The 16,654-nt window shown below is 51.0% G+C and carries 26 protein-coding genes; 20 read left to right on the top strand and 6 right to left on the bottom strand.

What is annotated here, in order from left to right:
* Positions 1-3 precede the first annotated feature (3 nt).
* From rplR to ACNQ0W_RS22095, 14 genes are all read left to right on the top strand, one after another.
* Positions 4-357 carry a 50S ribosomal protein L18 gene (gene rplR / locus ACNQ0W_RS22160; RefSeq protein WP_003863297.1) on the top strand — a complete coding sequence of 118 codons (354 nt, stop codon included), beginning with the start codon at positions 4-6 and terminating at the stop codon, positions 355-357.
* Positions 358-371: 14 nt separating this feature from the next.
* Positions 372-872, top strand: a complete 501-nt coding sequence (gene rpsE / locus ACNQ0W_RS22155) for a 30S ribosomal protein S5 (protein WP_003863299.1) — start codon at positions 372-374, stop codon at positions 870-872.
* A 6-nt stretch (positions 873-878) separates the two neighbouring features.
* The gene (gene rpmD, locus ACNQ0W_RS22150) at positions 879-1,058 is read left to right on the top strand and encodes a 50S ribosomal protein L30 (protein WP_003863301.1); all 180 of its coding nucleotides are present in this window, start codon (positions 879-881) and stop codon (positions 1,056-1,058) included.
* A 3-nt stretch (positions 1,059-1,061) separates the two neighbouring features.
* The gene (gene rplO / locus ACNQ0W_RS22145) at positions 1,062-1,496 is read left to right on the top strand and encodes a 50S ribosomal protein L15 (RefSeq protein ID WP_003863304.1); all 435 of its coding nucleotides are present in this window, start codon (positions 1,062-1,064) and stop codon (positions 1,494-1,496) included.
* 7 nt (positions 1,497-1,503) lie between these two features.
* Entirely contained in the window at positions 1,504-2,835 is a 1,332-nt protein-coding gene (gene secY / locus ACNQ0W_RS22140) for a preprotein translocase subunit SecY (protein ID WP_003863305.1), read from the top strand.
* Positions 2,836-2,866: 31 nt separating this feature from the next.
* The gene (rpmJ, locus tag ACNQ0W_RS22135) at positions 2,867-2,983 is read left to right on the top strand and encodes a 50S ribosomal protein L36 (RefSeq protein WP_000868187.1); all 117 of its coding nucleotides are present in this window, start codon (positions 2,867-2,869) and stop codon (positions 2,981-2,983) included.
* A gap of 146 nt (positions 2,984-3,129) precedes the next feature.
* Positions 3,130-3,486 (top strand): 30S ribosomal protein S13, encoded by a 357-nt coding sequence (rpsM, locus tag ACNQ0W_RS22130; protein ID WP_003863308.1) that lies wholly within the window; start codon positions 3,130-3,132, stop codon positions 3,484-3,486.
* Between the two features lie 16 nt (positions 3,487-3,502).
* Complete coding sequence (gene rpsK, locus ACNQ0W_RS22125) at positions 3,503-3,892, top strand: 30S ribosomal protein S11 (RefSeq protein WP_003863312.1); 390 nt, start codon at positions 3,503-3,505, stop codon at positions 3,890-3,892.
* A 32-nt stretch (positions 3,893-3,924) separates the two neighbouring features.
* Complete coding sequence (gene rpsD / locus ACNQ0W_RS22120; RefSeq protein ID WP_003863314.1) at positions 3,925-4,545, top strand: 30S ribosomal protein S4; 621 nt, start codon at positions 3,925-3,927, stop codon at positions 4,543-4,545.
* A gap of 25 nt (positions 4,546-4,570) precedes the next feature.
* On the top strand, positions 4,571-5,560 hold the full coding sequence (locus tag ACNQ0W_RS22115) for a DNA-directed RNA polymerase subunit alpha (RefSeq protein WP_002919219.1): 990 nt from the start codon (positions 4,571-4,573) through the stop codon (positions 5,558-5,560).
* 40 nt (positions 5,561-5,600) lie between these two features.
* Positions 5,601-5,984 carry a 50S ribosomal protein L17 gene (rplQ, locus tag ACNQ0W_RS22110; protein ID WP_001216368.1) on the top strand — a complete coding sequence of 128 codons (384 nt, stop codon included), beginning with the start codon at positions 5,601-5,603 and terminating at the stop codon, positions 5,982-5,984.
* A gap of 107 nt (positions 5,985-6,091) precedes the next feature.
* Positions 6,092-6,460, top strand: coding sequence for a DUF1992 domain-containing protein (locus tag ACNQ0W_RS22105; RefSeq protein ID WP_023295520.1), 369 nt, complete (start codon positions 6,092-6,094; stop codon positions 6,458-6,460).
* A 2-nt stretch (positions 6,461-6,462) separates the two neighbouring features.
* On the top strand, positions 6,463-6,888 hold the full coding sequence (gene zntR, locus ACNQ0W_RS22100) for a Zn(2+)-responsive transcriptional regulator (RefSeq protein ID WP_003863328.1): 426 nt from the start codon (positions 6,463-6,465) through the stop codon (positions 6,886-6,888).
* 57 nt (positions 6,889-6,945) lie between these two features.
* Positions 6,946-7,161, top strand: a complete 216-nt coding sequence (locus ACNQ0W_RS22095; RefSeq protein ID WP_017383729.1) for an alternative ribosome-rescue factor A — start codon at positions 6,946-6,948, stop codon at positions 7,159-7,161.
* On the opposite strand, the gene mscL is transcribed toward ACNQ0W_RS22095, so the two are convergent.
* From mscL to def, 5 genes are all read right to left on the bottom strand, one after another.
* Positions 7,162-7,575, bottom strand: coding sequence for a large-conductance mechanosensitive channel protein MscL (gene mscL / locus ACNQ0W_RS22090; protein ID WP_003863335.1), 414 nt, complete (start codon positions 7,573-7,575; stop codon positions 7,162-7,164).
* Between the two features lie 146 nt (positions 7,576-7,721).
* A complete protein-coding gene (gene trkA / locus ACNQ0W_RS22085; RefSeq protein WP_003863337.1) occupies positions 7,722-9,098 on the bottom strand; it encodes a Trk system potassium transporter TrkA in 1,377 nt (458 codons plus the stop codon).
* A 22-nt stretch (positions 9,099-9,120) separates the two neighbouring features.
* Positions 9,121-10,407, bottom strand: coding sequence for a 16S rRNA (cytosine(967)-C(5))-methyltransferase RsmB (gene rsmB / locus ACNQ0W_RS22080; RefSeq protein ID WP_062933856.1), 1,287 nt, complete (start codon positions 10,405-10,407; stop codon positions 9,121-9,123).
* A gap of 52 nt (positions 10,408-10,459) precedes the next feature.
* Positions 10,460-11,407, bottom strand: coding sequence for a methionyl-tRNA formyltransferase (gene fmt / locus ACNQ0W_RS22075; protein ID WP_062933852.1), 948 nt, complete (start codon positions 11,405-11,407; stop codon positions 10,460-10,462).
* A 24-nt stretch (positions 11,408-11,431) separates the two neighbouring features.
* The gene (gene def, locus ACNQ0W_RS22070; RefSeq protein ID WP_006812188.1) at positions 11,432-11,941 is read right to left on the bottom strand and encodes a peptide deformylase; all 510 of its coding nucleotides are present in this window, start codon (positions 11,939-11,941) and stop codon (positions 11,432-11,434) included.
* A gap of 127 nt (positions 11,942-12,068) precedes the next feature.
* On the opposite strand from def, the gene dprA reads away from it, so the two are divergent.
* Genes dprA through ACNQ0W_RS22040 form a run of 6 tightly spaced genes read left to right on the top strand, consistent with a single transcriptional unit; the run spans position 12,069 to position 15,852 of the window.
* Positions 12,069-13,193, top strand: coding sequence for a DNA-protecting protein DprA (gene dprA / locus ACNQ0W_RS22065; RefSeq protein ID WP_062933853.1), 1,125 nt, complete (start codon positions 12,069-12,071; stop codon positions 13,191-13,193).
* Complete coding sequence (gene smg, locus ACNQ0W_RS22060; protein ID WP_000460665.1) at positions 13,165-13,638, top strand: DUF494 family protein Smg; 474 nt, start codon at positions 13,165-13,167, stop codon at positions 13,636-13,638. The genes dprA and smg overlap by 29 nt, the downstream gene beginning before the upstream one ends.
* Positions 13,639-13,664: 26 nt before the next feature.
* Positions 13,665-14,219, top strand: coding sequence for a type I DNA topoisomerase (locus ACNQ0W_RS22055; protein WP_017383725.1), 555 nt, complete (start codon positions 13,665-13,667; stop codon positions 14,217-14,219).
* The gene (tsaC, locus tag ACNQ0W_RS22050; RefSeq protein WP_062933854.1) at positions 14,212-14,784 is read left to right on the top strand and encodes an L-threonylcarbamoyladenylate synthase type 1 TsaC; all 573 of its coding nucleotides are present in this window, start codon (positions 14,212-14,214) and stop codon (positions 14,782-14,784) included. Before ACNQ0W_RS22055 ends, tsaC begins: the two co-directional genes overlap by 8 nt.
* A gap of 4 nt (positions 14,785-14,788) precedes the next feature.
* Positions 14,789-15,607: a shikimate dehydrogenase gene (gene aroE, locus ACNQ0W_RS22045; protein ID WP_062933855.1), complete on the top strand. Its 819-nt coding sequence runs from the start codon at positions 14,789-14,791 to the stop codon at positions 15,605-15,607.
* A complete protein-coding gene (locus tag ACNQ0W_RS22040) occupies positions 15,604-15,852 on the top strand; it encodes a DUF1488 domain-containing protein (RefSeq protein ID WP_015571398.1) in 249 nt (82 codons plus the stop codon). The genes aroE and ACNQ0W_RS22040 overlap by 4 nt, the downstream gene beginning before the upstream one ends.
* Here ACNQ0W_RS22040 and ACNQ0W_RS22035 read toward each other — a convergent pair.
* Positions 15,828-16,382, bottom strand: a complete 555-nt coding sequence (locus ACNQ0W_RS22035) for a gamma carbonic anhydrase family protein (protein ID WP_003863357.1) — start codon at positions 16,380-16,382, stop codon at positions 15,828-15,830. The genes ACNQ0W_RS22040 and ACNQ0W_RS22035 overlap by 25 nt on opposite strands.
* Between the last annotated feature and the right edge of the window lie 272 nt (positions 16,383-16,654).

Below are 16,654 nucleotides of genomic sequence, written 5' to 3'. Positions count from 1 at the left end.
ACTATGGATAAGAAATCTGCTCGTATCCGTCGTGCGACCCGCGCACGCCGCAAGCTCAAAGAGCTGGGTGCAACTCGCCTGGTGGTACATCGTACCCCGCGTCATATTTACGCACAGGTAATTGCACCGAACGGTTCTGAAGTTCTGGTAGCTGCTTCTACTGTAGAAAAAGCTATCTCAGAACAATTGAAGTATACCGGTAACAAAGACGCCGCAGCAGCTGTAGGTAAAGCTGTCGCTGAACGCGCTCTGGAAAAAGGCATCAGCAATGTTTCCTTTGACCGTTCCGGGTTCCAATATCATGGTCGTGTCCAGGCACTGGCAGATGCTGCCCGTGAAGCTGGCCTTCAGTTCTAAGGTAGAGGTGTAAGATGGCTCACATCGAAAAACAGGCTGGCGAACTGCAGGAAAAGCTGATCGCGGTAAACCGCGTATCTAAAACCGTTAAAGGTGGTCGTATTTTCTCCTTCACAGCTCTGACTGTAGTGGGTGATGGTAACGGTCGCGTTGGTTTTGGTTACGGTAAAGCGCGTGAAGTTCCAGCAGCGATCCAGAAAGCGATGGAAAAAGCCCGTCGCAATATGATTAACGTCGCGCTGAACAACGGTACCCTGCAACACCCAGTTAAAGGTGTTCACACGGGTTCTCGTGTATTCATGCAGCCAGCTTCCGAAGGTACCGGTATCATCGCCGGTGGTGCAATGCGCGCCGTTCTGGAAGTTGCTGGAGTTCATAACGTTCTGGCTAAAGCATATGGTTCCACCAACCCGATCAACGTGGTTCGTGCAACTATTGATGGCCTGGAAAATATGAATTCTCCAGAAATGGTCGCTGCCAAGCGTGGTAAATCCGTTGAAGAAATTCTGGGGTAATTGACCATGGCAAAGACTATTAAAATCACTCAAACCCGCAGTGCAATCGGTCGTCTGCCGAAACACAAGGCAACGCTGCTTGGCCTGGGTCTGCGTCGTATTGGTCATACCGTTGAGCGCGAGGATACTCCTGCTGTTCGTGGTATGGTCAACGCGGTTTACTTCATGGTTAAAGTTGAGGAGTAAGAGATGCGTTTAAATACTCTGTCTCCGGCCGAAGGCTCTAAAAAGGCGGGTAAACGCCTGGGTCGTGGTATCGGTTCTGGCCTCGGCAAAACCGGTGGTCGTGGTCACAAAGGTCAGAACTCTCGTTCTGGCGGTGGCGTACGTCGCGGTTTCGAGGGTGGCCAGATGCCACTGTACCGTCGTCTGCCGAAGTTCGGCTTCACCTCTCGCAAAGCAGCGATCACAGCGGAAATCCGTCTGTCTGACCTGGCGAAAGTTGAAGGCGGCGTTGTAGACCTGAATACGCTGAAAGCGGCTAACATTATCGGTATCCAGATCGAGTTCGCGAAAGTGATCCTGGCTGGTGAAGTTTCTACTCCGGTAACTGTTCGTGGCCTGCGTGTTACTAAAGGTGCTCGTGCTGCTATCGAAGCTGCTGGCGGTAAAATTGAGGAATAAGTAGCAGATGGCTAAGCAACCGGGATTAGATTTTCAAAGTGCCAAAGGTGGATTTGGCGAGCTGAAACGCAGACTGCTGTTTGTTATCGGCGCGCTGATTGTGTTCCGTATTGGCTCTTTTATTCCGATCCCTGGTATTGATGCCGCTGTACTTGCCAAACTGCTTGAGCAACAGCGAGGCACCATCATTGAAATGTTCAACATGTTCTCTGGTGGTGCTCTCAGCCGTGCTTCTATTTTCGCACTGGGTATTATGCCGTACATTTCGGCATCGATTATTATCCAGCTGCTGACGGTCGTTCATCCGGCCCTGGCAGAGTTGAAGAAAGAAGGGGAGTCTGGACGTCGTAAGATTAGCCAGTACACCCGTTACGGCACTCTGGTGCTGGCAATATTCCAGTCGATCGGTATTGCTACCGGTCTTCCGAATATGCCTGGTATGCAGGGCCTGGTTTTAAACCCGGGCTTTGCATTCTATTTCACCGCTGTTGTAAGTCTGGTCACAGGGACCATGTTCCTGATGTGGCTCGGCGAACAGATTACTGAACGCGGTATCGGTAACGGTATCTCAATCATTATCTTCGCCGGTATCGTTGCGGGTCTCCCGCCGGCCATCGCCCATACTATCGAGCAAGCGCGTCAAGGCGACCTGCACTTCCTCCTGTTGCTGTTGGTTGCAGTATTAGTATTTGCAGTGACGTTCTTTGTTGTCTTCGTTGAACGTGGTCAACGCCGCATTGTGGTGAACTACGCTAAACGTCAGCAGGGTCGTCGTGTCTATGCTGCACAGAGCACACATTTACCGCTGAAAGTGAATATGGCGGGGGTTATCCCGGCTATCTTCGCTTCCAGTATTATTCTGTTCCCGGCAACCATCGCGTCATGGTTCGGGGGCGGTACTGGTTGGAACTGGCTGACAACAATTTCGCTGTATTTGCAGCCTGGGCAACCACTTTATGTGTTACTCTATGCGTCTGCGATCATCTTCTTCTGTTTCTTCTACACGGCGTTGGTCTTCAACCCGCGTGAAACAGCAGATAACCTGAAGAAGTCCGGTGCATTTGTACCAGGAATTCGTCCGGGAGAGCAAACGGCGAAGTATATCGATAAAGTAATGACTCGCCTGACTTTGGTTGGTGCGCTTTATATTACTTTTATCTGCCTGATCCCGGAGTTCATGCGTGATGCAATGAAAGTACCGTTCTACTTCGGTGGGACCTCACTGCTTATCGTTGTGGTCGTGATTATGGACTTTATGGCTCAAGTGCAAACTCTGATGATGTCCAGTCAGTATGAGTCTGCATTGAAGAAGGCGAACCTGAAAGGCTACGGCCGCTAACTGGTCGCCTGAGAAGTTACGGAGAGTAAAAATGAAAGTTCGTGCTTCCGTCAAGAAATTATGCCGTAACTGCAAAATCGTTAAGCGTGATGGTGTCATCCGTGTGATTTGCAGTGCCGAGCCGAAGCATAAACAGCGCCAAGGCTGATTATTTCGCATATTTTTCTTGCAAAGTTGGGTTGAGCTGGCTAGATTAGCCAGCCAATCTTTTGTATGTCTGTACGTTTCCATTTGAGTATCCTGAAAACGGGCTTTTCAGCATGGTGCGTACATATTAAATAGTAGGAGTGCATAGTGGCCCGTATAGCAGGCATTAACATTCCTGATCAGAAACATGCTGTGATCGCATTAACTTCGATCTATGGCGTCGGCAAGACCCGTTCTAAAGCCATTCTGGCTGCAGCGGGTATCGCTGAAGATGTTAAGATCAGTGAGCTGTCTGAAGAACAAATCGACACGCTGCGTGACGAAGTTGCCAAATTTGTCGTTGAAGGTGATCTGCGCCGTGAAATCAGCATGAGCATCAAGCGCCTGATGGATCTTGGTTGCTATCGCGGTTTGCGTCATCGTCGTGGTCTGCCAGTGCGCGGTCAGCGTACTAAGACCAACGCACGTACCCGTAAGGGTCCGCGCAAACCGATCAAGAAATAATCGGGGTGATTGAATAATGGCAAAGGCACCAGTTCGTGCACGTAAACGTGTAAGAAAACAAGTCTCTGACGGCGTGGCTCATATCCATGCTTCTTTCAACAACACCATCGTTACTATTACTGATCGTCAGGGTAACGCATTGGGTTGGGCAACAGCCGGTGGTTCCGGTTTCCGTGGTTCTCGCAAATCCACTCCGTTCGCAGCTCAGGTTGCAGCAGAGCGTTGCGCTGAAGCCGTAAAAGAATACGGCATCAAGAATCTGGAAGTTATGGTTAAAGGTCCGGGTCCGGGTCGTGAATCTACTGTTCGCGCTCTGAACGCCGCTGGTTTCCGCATCACGAATATTACTGATGTGACTCCGATCCCTCATAACGGTTGTCGTCCGCCGAAAAAACGTCGCGTATAACGCTCGTTTTTTAGGTTAGTTGGAGATAGAAAATGGCAAGATATTTGGGTCCTAAGCTCAAGCTGAGCCGTCGTGAGGGCACCGACTTATTCCTTAAGTCTGGCGTTCGCGCGATCGATACCAAGTGTAAAATTGAACAAGCTCCTGGCCAGCACGGTGCGCGTAAACCGCGTCTGTCTGACTATGGTGTGCAGTTGCGTGAAAAGCAAAAAGTTCGCCGTATCTACGGTGTGCTGGAGCGTCAGTTCCGTAACTACTATAAAGAAGCAGCACGTCTGAAAGGCAACACAGGTGAAAACCTGCTGGCTCTGCTGGAAGGTCGTCTGGACAACGTTGTATACCGTATGGGCTTCGGCGCGACTCGTGCTGAATCACGCCAGCTGGTTAGCCATAAAGCAATCATGGTAAACGGTCGTGTTGTTAACATCGCTTCTTATCAGGTTAAAGCGAATGACGTTGTTAGCATTCGTGAGAAAGCGAAAAAGCAATCTCGCGTGAAAGCCGCTCTGGAGCTGGCTGAGCAGCGTGAAAAGCCAACCTGGCTGGAAGTTGATGCTGGCAAGATGGAAGGTACGTTCAAGCGTCAGCCAGAACGTTCTGATCTGTCTGCGGACATTAACGAACACCTGATCGTCGAGCTTTACTCCAAGTAAAGCTTAGTACCAAAGAGAGGACACAATGCAGGGTTCTGTGACAGAGTTTCTAAAACCGCGCCTGGTAGATATCGAGCAAGTGAGTTCGACGCACGCCAAGGTGACCCTTGAGCCTTTAGAGCGTGGCTTTGGCCATACTCTGGGTAACGCACTGCGCCGTATTCTGCTCTCATCGATGCCGGGTTGCGCGGTGACCGAGGTTGAGATTGATGGTGTACTTCATGAGTACAGCACCAAAGAAGGCGTTCAGGAAGATATCCTTGAAATCCTGCTCAACCTGAAAGGGCTGGCGGTGAGAGTTCAGGGTAAAGATGAAGTTATTCTTACTCTGAATAAATCTGGCATTGGCCCTGTGACTGCAGCCGACATCACCCACGACGGTGATGTTGAAATCGTCAAGCCGCAGCACGTGATCTGCCACCTGACCGATGAGAACGCAGCTATTAGCATGCGTATCAAAGTTCAGCGCGGTCGTGGTTATGTGCCGGCTTCTGCCCGAATTCATTCGGAAGAAGATGAGCGCCCAATCGGCCGTCTGCTGGTCGACGCATGCTACAGCCCTGTAGAGCGTATTGCCTACAATGTTGAAGCAGCGCGTGTAGAACAGCGTACCGACCTGGACAAGCTGGTCATCGAAATGGAAACCAATGGCACAATCGATCCTGAAGAGGCGATTCGTCGTGCGGCAACCATCCTGGCAGAACAACTGGAAGCTTTCGTTGACTTACGTGATGTACGTCAGCCGGAAGTGAAAGAAGAGAAACCAGAATTCGATCCGATCCTGCTGCGCCCTGTTGACGATCTGGAATTGACTGTCCGCTCTGCTAACTGCCTCAAGGCAGAAGCTATCCACTATATCGGTGATCTGGTACAGCGTACCGAGGTTGAGTTGCTGAAAACGCCGAACCTGGGTAAAAAATCTCTTACCGAGATTAAAGACGTGCTGGCTTCACGTGGTCTGTCTCTGGGCATGCGCCTGGAAAACTGGCCACCGGCAAGCATTGCTGACGAGTAACCGGATCACAGGTTAAGGTTTTACTGAGAAGGATAAGGTCATGCGCCATCGTAAGAGTGGTCGTCAACTGAACCGCAACAGCAGCCATCGCCAGGCTATGTTCCGCAACATGGCAGGTTCACTGGTTCGTCATGAAATCATCAAGACGACCCTGCCTAAAGCGAAAGAGCTGCGTCGCGTAGTTGAGCCGCTGATTACTCTTGCCAAGACTGACAGCGTTGCTAATCGTCGTCTGGCATTCGCCCGTACTCGTGATAACGAGATCGTGGCAAAACTGTTTAACGAACTGGGCCCGCGTTTCGCGAGCCGTGCCGGTGGTTACACTCGCATTCTGAAGTGTGGCTTCCGTGCAGGCGACAACGCGCCGATGGCTTACATCGAGCTGGTTGATCGTTCAGAGAAAGCAGAAGCTGCTGCAGAGTAATCTGTAGTAACGTAAAAAAACCCGCCTCGGCGGGTTTTTTTATATCCGCAGAATCTCCACTTATCTACAATGTCTGTATCTTTTCTGCTCATCCCCTGGAGTTCATTATGTGGTTGCTCGATCAGTGGGCTGAACGCCATATTTGCGATGCCCAAAACAAAGGCGAGTTCGAAAATCTTCCCGGCAGCGGTGAGCCGCTGATTCTGGACGATGATTCACATATTCCACCTGAATTACGGGCCGGTTATCGCTTACTGAAAAACGCAGGTTGTTTACCGCCTGAACTTCAGCAACGCAATGAAGCCGTCGAGCTTGCCGATCTGCTTAAAGGCATTCATAAGAATGACCCGCGGTACTCCGAAATCAGTCGTCGGTTGGCGCTCATCGAGCTAAAACTGCGCCAGACGGGAATGAATACTGATTTTTTGCATGGTGAGTACAGTGAAAGGTTAATGCAAAAAATAAACGAGGAGTAGCCATGTACCGCATAGGTGAACTTGCGAAGCTTGCTAACGTAACGCCGGATACTATCCGCTACTACGAAAAGCAGCAGATGATCGATCATGAGGTCAGAACGGAAGGTGGATTTCGCCTTTATACGGATAACGATCTGCAACGCCTTCGTTTTATCCGCTATGCACGGCAACTCGGCTTCACGCTGGAGTCGATCCGTGAACTGCTGTCGATCCGTATCGATCCTGAACATCATACGTGTCAGGAATCTAAAAGCATCGTTCAGGCCCGGCTGGATGAAGTTGAAGGACGCATTCAGGAGCTGCAAGCCATGCAGCGATCTCTGCAAAGGTTAAATGACGCGTGCTGCGGTACCGCTCATAGCAGTGTTTATTGCTCAATACTGGAAGCTCTTGAACAGGGCGCCAGTAGTGAAACTCAGGGTTGTTGATTTTTTATCAGCCAGGGACTAGACTCCCGCCGACATTAACTATGCTCAGGAGAAATGATGAGCCGCTATCAGCATACTAAGGGACAAATTAAGGATAACGCCATTGAGGCATTGCTTCACGACCCGCTTTTCAGACAGCGAGTGGAGAAGAACAAGAAAGGAAAAGGGAGTTATTTACGTAAAGGTAAACATGCACAACGAGGTAACTGGGAGGCCAGTGGCAAGCAAGCTAATCGCTTTTTTACCACTGGCCTTTCTGTTTCTGTCGCCTGATTAAACGCGGTTATTCTGCTCTTTTAACAGATCGCGAATTTCAGTCAGTAAGACTTCTTCTTTAGTGGGTGCTGGCGGGGCAGCAGCCGGTTCTTCTTTTTTACGGTTAAGTCTGTTGATAAGTTTGATCGCCATGAAAATGGCAAATGCCACGATCACGAAATCAAATACGTTCTGAATGAATACGCCGTAGTGCATTACAACCGCAGGGATATCGCCCTGAGCTTCCCGAAGTGTGAAGGCGAATTGTTTAAAATCAATGCCTCCAATCAACAGTCCTAACGGCGGCATAATAATGTCGGCGACTAATGATGAAACGATCTTACCGAACGCCGCACCAATTATGACACCCACAGCCAAATCCACCACATTCCCGCGCATCGCAAATTCGCGAAACTCTTTAATAAAACTCATTATGTTCTCCTTGTGCCAGCTGACGCCTATAAGTTTAACAAATGATTAGCTAATTGCCATTGGGGATAAATAATCGTTATGAAAAATAAAAGGCATGAAAATTAGAAGGTTAATATTTGGGTGCTCTTGTCTGAGCACCCAAATCATTACAGGAAGAACGGGCTTGGCTGGAATAAACGCTCGACGTCGGTAATAAATTTTTTATCGGTCAGGAACATAATAACGTGGTCACCCTGCTCGATACGTAAATTATCATTGGCGATCATGACATCGTTACCTCGCACTACGGCGCCGATAATGGTGCCTGGTGGAAGTTTAATTTCGTCGATCGCGCGACCAACAACGCGCGACGTCGTTTCATCCCCATGAGCGACGGCTTCAATGGCTTCAGCAACACCACGACGAAGAGACGACACGCCGACAATATCCGCTTTACGCACATGGCTTAGCAGGGCAGAAATGGTGGCTTGCTGAGGTGAAATAGCAATATCAATTACGCTACCCTGTACCAGGTCGACATAAGCCTTACGCTGGATAAGCACCATTACTTTTTTCGCCCCCATACGTTTAGCGAGCATGGCGGACATAATATTCGCTTCGTCGTCGTTGGTGACGGCAATAAAAAGATCAACCTGATCGATATGCTCTTCGGCCAGCAATTCCTGATCCGAAGCATCGCCATAAAACACGATAGTATTCTGAAGCTTTTCAGCCAGCTCCGACGCGCGCTGTTGATCTCGTTCGATCAGCTTCACGCTGTAGTCTTTTTCCAGCCGTCTCGCCAGACCTGCGCCAATATTACCGCCGCCAACCAGCATAATACGTTTATACGGTTTTTCGAGACGCTGAAGTTCACTCATCACCGCACGGATATGCTGAGAAGCCGCAATAAAGAAGACTTCATCCCCGGCTTCGACAATGGTGGACCCTTGCGGACGAATAGGTCTGTCGTGACGGAAAATCGCCGCAACACGCGTATCGATATGTGGCATATGCTCGCGCATTGTCGACAGGGCATTACCAATCAGCGGACCGCCGTAATAAGCCTTCACAACCGCCAGGCTTACTTTTCCTTCAGCAAAGTTCACAACCTGCAACGCGCCCGGGTACTCAATCAGACGATAAATACTGTCGATAACCAGCTGTTCAGGCGCAATAAGATGGTCGATAGGTACTGCTTCGGAATTAAACAGCTTTTCCGCATCCCGGACATAGTCCGGGGAGCGAATACGGGCGATGCGGTTCGGTGTGTTGAAAAGCGAGTAGGCCACCTGACATGCAACCATGTTGGTTTCATCAGAACTGGTTACTGCAACCAGCATGTCGGCATCGTCCGCGCCCGCCTCCCGAAGCACGCGTGGGTGAGAGCCGTGCCCCTGTACAACACGAAGATCAAACTTGTCCTGCAAAACGCGCAGGCGATCGCCATTGGTATCCACAATGGTGATATCGTTGTTTTCGCCCACGAGATTTTCCGCCAGCGTTCCGCCAACTTGCCCTGCGCCCAGAATGATAATTTTCATCTTTCGTGACCTGTTCTCAACATCACTCTTTGATTAGCTTAGCGTAAAAGAAGCCATCACCCTCTTCTGCGCCCGGCAGGTTTTGCAGACCCGGGTGCTCAGGTGTTCCCGTATCATGCAGCGTAGCGTCCGGGGTGCGTTTCAGGAAGGCCGCAATTTGCTGACTGTTCTCTTCCGGGAGAACAGAGCAGGTTGCATACACCAGGGTTCCGCCGGGTTTGAGATGCGGCCAGATGGCATCCAGAATTTCGGATTGCAACTGGGCAAGCTCCTTGATATCACGATCGCGACGCAGCCATTTGATATCGGGATGACGACGAATCACGCCGGTTGCTGAGCAGGGGGCGTCCAGCAAAATGCGATCGAACCGGGTATCACCACACCAGTCTGCGGGTTTACGTCCATCGCCTTGCTTAACCTGTGCTTTCATACCCAGACGCTTGAGGTTGTCATAGACGCGTGAAAGACGCTGCTCATCAACATCCACGGCCATCACGCTGGCCTGCGGCGCCACTTCCAGAATGTGCGTTGTTTTCCCCCCTGGCGCTGCACAGAGATCAAGGATCTGCTCCCCGTCTTTCGGTTCAAGCCAGGTCATGCAGCCCTGAGCGGATGCGTCCTGTACCGTTACCCAGCCCTCTTCAAAACCGGGTAATGCATGTACCGGTGCAGGGGAGGCTAAACGAACCGCATCAGGATAAGCAGCGTGTGTGAAGCCGCTCATTCCGGCCTCTTCCAGCAGGGCCAGCCATGCGTCGCGGGTATGATGGTTACGATTAACGCGTAACCACATCGGCGGACGTTGGTTATTGGCATCCACAATGTCTTGCCATTGCTGAGGGTAGGCTTTTTTAAGGCGATTCAGCAGCCATTCAGGATGCAGGAAGCGCGCTTCGCTTTGCGCAAATTCTGCCAGCAGTTCGTCCTGCTGACGCTGGAACTGACGCAGCACGCCGTTAATCAATCCTTTCAACTGGGGACGTTTAATCGCAACGGCCCCCTCCACTGTCTCAGCCAGCGCAGCATGAGGTGGAATGCGGGTATGAAGAAGCTGGTAGAAACCGACCATGATCAAATAATGCACGGTACGCTGCTTGCCGCTCATCGGGCGTGACATCAGCTTATTAATTAACCACTCAAGCTGAGAGAGGGTGCGCAGCACGCCAAAGCACAGCTCCTGAAGCAGGGCTTTGTCTTTATCGGAAACCTTTTGTTGCAGTGCAGGCAGGACATTACTCAGTGACTGGCCCTGCTCAATAACCTGCTCAACGGCCTGAGCCGCCATAGTGCGTAGATTTTGTCTTTTCATAACCGTAAAAATAAAAATGCCCGGAAACACCGGGCCTTAAGAGTAAATTTGTTCAGGCAAGGCGATTGCCAGGGATGAACCATTCACGACGGGAATTTAATAGATCCTGCGCGCTCATTGCCTTTTTACCGGCCGGTTGCAGCGATTCAAGATTCAGGATCCCTTCTCCGGTCGCAACCTGGATACCGTTTTTGCTGGCGTCGATAATCGTACCGGGCTCTGCCGATGTATTGCCGTTAATAACTGAAGCTTTCCAGACTTTCACTGGCTGCTCATCAATCATCAACCAGCTCATCGGCCACGGATTAAAGGCGCGGATGCAGCGTTCGAGTTGAGCTGCTGACAGGGACCAGTCGATCCGGGCTTCTTCTTTACTCAGTTTTTCAGCATAGGTCACCTGCGCCTCATCCTGCTCTTCAGGTGTCGCTGTATTGTCAGCAAGCTGTTGCAGCGTCTCAATCAGCCCCTGCGGACCGAGATCCGCCAGCTTGTCATACAGCGTGGCGCTGGTATCTTCTGCGGTAATGGGACACGCCAGTTTATACAGCATGTCGCCCGTGTCTAAACCTACGTCCATCTTCATGATTGTCACGCCAGTTTCAGCATCGCCTGCCCACAGAGCGCGCTGAATAGGGGCTGCACCGCGCCAGCGTGGGAGCAAAGAACCATGAACGTTAACACAGCCCAGGCGGGGCATATCGAGTACCGCTTTCGGCAGAATGAGGCCGTAAGCCACAACTACCATCACGTCAGCGTTCAGATCTGCCACTAACTGCTGGTTTTCCTGAGGTCGTAATGACGCAGGCTGGAATACCGGTAAACCATGCGTTTCTGCCAGCACTTTAACCGGGCCAGGCATCAGTTTTTTACCGCGGCCAGCCGGACGATCCGGCTGAGTAAATACGCCAACAATCTGATGACCAGACGATAGCAGCGCGTCGAGATGACGCGCTGCAAAATCAGGGGTACCCGCGAAGATTATACGTAGTGATGTAGACACGTTATTCCTTGTATCCGGGGGGCGTTAAGCGCGAGAACGCAAACGATCCAGTTTCTCAACTTTCTGACGAATACGCTGTTGCTTCAGTGGTGAGAGGTAATCGATAAACAGTTTACCGACCAGGTGATCCATCTCATGCTGAATGCAAATCGCCAGCAGATCGTCAGCTTCCAGCTCAAACGGATTGCCGTCACGATCCAGTGCGCGGATTTTAACTTTTTCGGCACGTGGCACCAAAGCGCGCTGTTCAGGGATAGACAGACAGCCTTCCTCAATACCTGTTTCGCCGCTTTTTTCCAGCAGCTCAGGGTTGATCAGCACCAGGCGCTCATCGCGATTTTCAGAAACGTCGATCACAATAATACGTTTGTGAATGTCTACCTGGGTCGCGGCAAGGCCAATGCCTTCTTCAGCGTACATGGTATCGAACATATCATCGACGATACGCTGAATTTCTGCATTCACTTCTTTAACCGGTTCCGCGACGATGCGAAGGCGCTCGTCAGGAATATGTAACACTTGCAAAACTGCCATAAATTTCCAGAGTCGTGTTCAGGAGTTGATAAGAATATTACTTCTATTCTAGACAAATCCCCGGTCGATTGACAGCATCAGTGACCAATCGCAAAGATTGCTGAGGCTGCTTATGGCAGGGAAAAGGATGACGTCCACAGAGATATGGTTACGGCTTATAAACATCGGGTCGTTATACGGTGACGCGATGCTGGAGATTACGCAGAGGCTGCTTCGCCAGGCAACCGTCGATGCTGAAGCTGTCAACGCGTCAGGGCTTTCGCCCAAACATGCCGTAAAGTTTTTTTCGTTCAGCGAGAGTGAGCTTGAACGTAGTCTGGAATGGCTGGAACACACCGACAACCACCTTCTCACGGCGGATGATCCTCGCTTCCCGCCATTGCTGCGTTCTATACCTGATTTTCCCGGGGCGCTCTTTGTGCGAGGCTGCGTTGATGTGCTTAATAGCATGCAGCTTGCGGTTGTGGGCAGCCGTGCGCTCTCGTGGTATGGCGAGCGTTGGGGGAAAATGCTGAGTGAACAGCTGTCCCAATGTGGCTTTACGATCACCAGTGGCCTGGCTTGCGGCATCGATGGTGTGGCACATCATGCGGCGTTGTCAGCAAAAGGGCGAAGTGTCGCCGTGCTTGGCAATGGTCTTTTTAGTCTCTATCCGCGTCGTCATCACATTCTGGCTGAGCAACTTATCGCTTCAGAGGGGGCGATAGTGTCTGAGTTTTCACTTTCGACATCGCCCAGACCGGGTAACTTTCCACGGCGTAACCGGATCATCAGTGGGTTAAGCCAGGGCGTGCTGGTGGTCGAAGCTGCGATTCGGAGTGGATCGCTGGTTACCGCAAGGTGCGCACTGGAGCAGGGGCGTGAAGTTTTTGCGCTACCCGGCCCGTTGGGAAACCCTGGCTGCGAAGGCCCTCACTGGCTGATAAAACAGGGGGCGACGCTGGTGACCTGTAAAGAGGATATCCTGGAAAATTTGCAGTATGGATTGCATTGGTTGCAGGATGATCTCCAAAAGCGACATATTTCATCGGATCAGGAGGCAGTAGCATTGCCATTTCCCAAGCTCCTGGCTAACGTAGGAGATGAGGTAACACCTGTTGACGTTGTCGCTGAACGTGCCGGCCAACCTGTGCCAGTAACGGTAGCACAGCTACTCGAACTGGAGTTAGCAGGGTGGATCGCAGCTGTACCCGGCGGCTATGTCCGATTAAGGAGGGCATGCCATGTTCGACGTACTGATGTATTTGTTTGAGACTTACATCCACAACGAAGCAGAAATGCAGGTGGATCAGGACAAATTAACACGGGATCTGACCGACGCAGGTTTTGAGCGGGAAGATATTTATAATGCGTTGATGTGGCTGGATAAGTTAGCTGATTATCAGGACGGCCTCGCCGAACCGATGCAGCTTGCTTCTGACCCATTGTCTGTGCGCATCTATACAGCTGAAGAGTGTGAAAGGCTGGATGCCAGCTGCCGGGGATTCATTTTATTCCTCGAGCAGATTCAGGTGCTAAACCTCGAAACGAGAGAGATGGTGATAGAGCGCGTCATGGCGCTGGATACTGCTGAATTTGAACTGGAAGATCTCAAATGGGTGATCCTGATGGTTCTGTTCAACATTCCAGGCTGTGAAAATGCCTATCAGCAAATGGAAGAATTACTCTTTGAAGTGAATGAAGGTATGCTGCATTAATTCTATGTGCAGCAACAAGAGTTGTTATGGCCAAATCAGCACTCTTCACGGTGCATAAAAACGAGCCCTGCCCACAGTGTGGGGCTGAACTTGTTATTCGGTCCGGGAAACACGGTCCGTTTCTCGGTTGTTCACACTATCCGGAATGTGATTATGTCCGTCCCCTGAAAAGCCAGGCGGATGGACATATCGTCAAAATTCTGGAGGGACAGCTTTGTCCACTCTGTGGCGGCGAACTGGCGCTGCGGCAGGGGCGGTTCGGGATGTTTATCGGATGCAGCCGCTATCCGGAATGTGAACATACGGAACAAATTGATAAACCAGATGAAACGGCAATTGCCTGTCCTCAGTGCCAGCGTGGTCAACTGGTGCAGCGCCGCTCTCGTTATGGTAAGACCTTCCATTCGTGCGATCGCTATCCTGAATGCCAGTTCGTTATCAATTTCAAACCAGTAGCGGGCGTCTGCCCTCATTGCGATTATCCGTTACTTATAGAAAAGAAAACCGCGCAAGGCCTGAAACGCTTTTGCGCCAGTAAACAATGTGGAAAGCCGGTTTCGGCGGATCAAATCAGTGAATAATAACCTGCCATCAGGCTCCATCGCGCAGGCGGTGGAAATCCTGAAAAAAGAAGAAGTCATCGCCTATCCAACAGAAGCCGTTTTCGGGGTCGGGTGCGATCCTGACAGCGAAGTCGCCGTTAATCGTCTGCTGGCGCTAAAACAGCGGCCTGTTGAAAAAGGATTGATTTTAATCGCTGCGAACTACGCGCAGCTTAAGCCTTATATTGATGATTCCATGCTGACGCCTGCACAGTGGGAAACCATTTTCTCTGCGTGGCCTGGTCCCGTGACGTTTGTTTTCCCTGCACAACCGACAACGCCGCGCTGGTTAACCGGGCGTTTCGATTCACTCGCGGTACGCATTACCGACCATCCGCTGGTGGTGGAGTTATGCCAGGCATTTGGTAAACCTCTGGTTTCAACCAGCGCCAACCTGACCGGGCTTCCCCCTTGTCGGACAACCGAAGAAGTTCTGGCACAGTTCGGGAGTGATTTCCCGGTAGCCGTCGGTGAAACCGGTGGCCGTCTTAACCCGTCAGAAATTCGTGATGCCTTGACCGGCGAACGTTTTCGCCAGGGATAATGTGATGGAAACCTATGCTGTTTTTGGTAACCCGATCGCGCACAGCAAGTCGCCTCTGATCCATCAGCTGTTTGCAGAGCAGTTGCAGATAGATCACCCGTATGGTCGGGTTCTTGCGCCTGTTGATGCATTTATACCGACGCTGAATAGCTTTTTTGATGCGGGTGGTAAAGGTGCGAACGTCACGGTGCCTTTTAAAGAAGAGGCTTTCGGGCTCGCGGATGAACTGACCGAGCGTGCCTCGCTCGCTGGTGCCGTCAATACCCTTAAGCGGCTTGAAGATGGTCGCCTTCTTGGCGATAACACCGATGGCATAGGTTTACTCAGCGATCTGGAGCGACTGTCGTTCATTAAACCAGGCTTCCGGATCCTGCTGATCGGCGCGGGTGGCGCGTCGCGCGGCGTATTGCTTCCTCTCCTTTCGCTGGATTGTGCGGTGACAATTACCAACCGCACTTTCTCCAGAGCAGAAGAGCTGGCGGCGTTGTTCGCACACACAGGCAGCGTAACTGCGGTAGCACTTGACGATCTCGCGGGTCACGAATTTGATCTTGTGATTAATGCCACCTCAAGCGGTATTAATGGAGAGATCCCGGCGATTCCTGCATCCCTGGTTCACTCCTACATCTACGCCTATGACATGTTTTATCAAAAAGGGAAAACGCCCTTTCTGACCTGGTGCGAACAACAGGGGGCAAAACACATGGCTGATGGTCTGGGCATGCTGGTGGGGCAGGCGGCTCATGCGGTGCTACTCTGGCATGGCGTGTTACCTGCTGTAGAGCCGGTGATCGAAACGCTGAAACAGGAACTGATGGCGTGAATCAGGCGATTCATTTTCCGGACAGAGAAATCTGGGATGAAAACAAGCAAGCGGTTTGTTTCCCGGTGCTGGTGCATGGAATGCAGCTCACCTGTGCGATTAAAGGGGAGACGTTGCATCAGCGCTTTGGTGGTTCAGATCCGTTAGCGGTCTTTTGCGAAAATCGCTGGGATCTGGAAGAGGAAGCCAGCGATTTGATCCGCGATCAGCAGGAAGACGATCAGGGTTGGGTCTGGTTATCCTGATCCAGATAGTCATTCTTCCATTTAACGTAATTGTTCGCTGAGTATTTCAATCCTTCGATCTCCGCCTCTTTTAGGGGGCGGATCTGTTTAACCGGACTGCCTAAATAGAGATAGCCACTTTCCAGACGTTTGTTTTGCGGAACAAGGCTTCCTGCGCCAATCATTACGTCATCTTCTACTATGACGCCATCCAGCAAAATCGATCCCATCCCAACGAGAACCCTGTTACCGATTGTGCAGCCGTGGAGCATCACTTTATGACCGACGGTGACATCTTCCCCAATGATGAGCGGATTGCCCTCAGGGTTATAAGATGACTTATGAGTCACATGCAGCACGCTGCCGTCCTGAATATTGGTGCGTGCACCGATTGCAACGTAGTTAACATCGCCCCGGATCGCGACGAGTGGCCAGATGCTGACATCATCGGCCATGCGAACATCACCAATGACCACGCTGCTGGCATCGATCATCACGCGATCGCCTTTTTGAGGGAACAGATCTTTATAAGGACGTAATACTGCAAACATATCTACCTCGATACAGATGAGCGCTATTAAAGAAGACTTTGATCGTATTCCTGGATCGAGGCAAGGCAAAATGCGTCAATTTTTAAGCGGATCGGGTGGGTTTTCAGCGAAAAGCACGGAAAATCATCAGTTGGAAAAAAAGATCTAAAAAATACTTGTGCTAAAAACTGGGATCCCTATAATGCGCCTCCATCGACACGGCGGATGTGAATCACTTCACAGATAACCCGGTCGGTTGAAGAGAAAAAATCCTGAAATAACGGGTTGACTCT

This window comes from Enterobacter cloacae complex sp. 6730903 (assembly GCF_048283985.1).
GTDB classification, from domain to species: Bacteria; Pseudomonadota; Gammaproteobacteria; order Enterobacterales; family Enterobacteriaceae; genus Enterobacter; species Enterobacter hormaechei_C.
The sequence above is the reverse complement of the archived record's forward strand: the minus strand, read 5'-3'. Positions and strand labels throughout refer to the sequence as shown.

Bases quoted from the DNA above. Each gene is read 5' to 3' on its own strand.
- aroE (WP_062933855.1), top strand. From the start codon at position 14,789: ATGGAAACCTATGCTGTTTTTGGTAACCCGATCGCGCACAGCAAGTCG.
- rsmB (WP_062933856.1), bottom strand. From the start codon at position 10,407: ATGAAAAGACAAAATCTACGCACTATGGCGGCTCAGGCCGTTGAGCAG.
- dprA (WP_062933853.1), top strand. From the start codon at position 12,069: ATGACGTCCACAGAGATATGGTTACGGCTTATAAACATCGGGTCGTTA.
- ACNQ0W_RS22055 (WP_017383725.1), top strand. From the start codon at position 13,665: ATGGCCAAATCAGCACTCTTCACGGTGCATAAAAACGAGCCCTGCCCA.
- secY (WP_003863305.1), top strand. From the start codon at position 1,504: ATGGCTAAGCAACCGGGATTAGATTTTCAAAGTGCCAAAGGTGGATTT.
- mscL (WP_003863335.1), bottom strand. From the start codon at position 7,575: ATGAGTTTTATTAAAGAGTTTCGCGAATTTGCGATGCGCGGGAATGTG.
- rpmD (WP_003863301.1), top strand. From the start codon at position 879: ATGGCAAAGACTATTAAAATCACTCAAACCCGCAGTGCAATCGGTCGT.
- trkA (WP_003863337.1), bottom strand. From the start codon at position 9,098: ATGAAAATTATCATTCTGGGCGCAGGGCAAGTTGGCGGAACGCTGGCG.
- rplR (WP_003863297.1), top strand. From the start codon at position 4: ATGGATAAGAAATCTGCTCGTATCCGTCGTGCGACCCGCGCACGCCGC.
- rpmJ (WP_000868187.1), top strand. From the start codon at position 2,867: ATGAAAGTTCGTGCTTCCGTCAAGAAATTATGCCGTAACTGCAAAATC.
- rplQ (WP_001216368.1), top strand. From the start codon at position 5,601: ATGCGCCATCGTAAGAGTGGTCGTCAACTGAACCGCAACAGCAGCCAT.
- ACNQ0W_RS22035 (WP_003863357.1), bottom strand. From the start codon at position 16,382: ATGTTTGCAGTATTACGTCCTTATAAAGATCTGTTCCCTCAAAAAGGC.
- ACNQ0W_RS22105 (WP_023295520.1), top strand. From the start codon at position 6,092: ATGTGGTTGCTCGATCAGTGGGCTGAACGCCATATTTGCGATGCCCAA.
- smg (WP_000460665.1), top strand. From the start codon at position 13,165: ATGTTCGACGTACTGATGTATTTGTTTGAGACTTACATCCACAACGAA.
- def (WP_006812188.1), bottom strand. From the start codon at position 11,941: ATGGCAGTTTTGCAAGTGTTACATATTCCTGACGAGCGCCTTCGCATC.
- rplO (WP_003863304.1), top strand. From the start codon at position 1,062: ATGCGTTTAAATACTCTGTCTCCGGCCGAAGGCTCTAAAAAGGCGGGT.
- ACNQ0W_RS22115 (WP_002919219.1), top strand. From the start codon at position 4,571: ATGCAGGGTTCTGTGACAGAGTTTCTAAAACCGCGCCTGGTAGATATC.
- rpsE (WP_003863299.1), top strand. From the start codon at position 372: ATGGCTCACATCGAAAAACAGGCTGGCGAACTGCAGGAAAAGCTGATC.
- zntR (WP_003863328.1), top strand. From the start codon at position 6,463: ATGTACCGCATAGGTGAACTTGCGAAGCTTGCTAACGTAACGCCGGAT.
- rpsK (WP_003863312.1), top strand. From the start codon at position 3,503: ATGGCAAAGGCACCAGTTCGTGCACGTAAACGTGTAAGAAAACAAGTC.
- ACNQ0W_RS22095 (WP_017383729.1), top strand. From the start codon at position 6,946: ATGAGCCGCTATCAGCATACTAAGGGACAAATTAAGGATAACGCCATT.
- rpsD (WP_003863314.1), top strand. From the start codon at position 3,925: ATGGCAAGATATTTGGGTCCTAAGCTCAAGCTGAGCCGTCGTGAGGGC.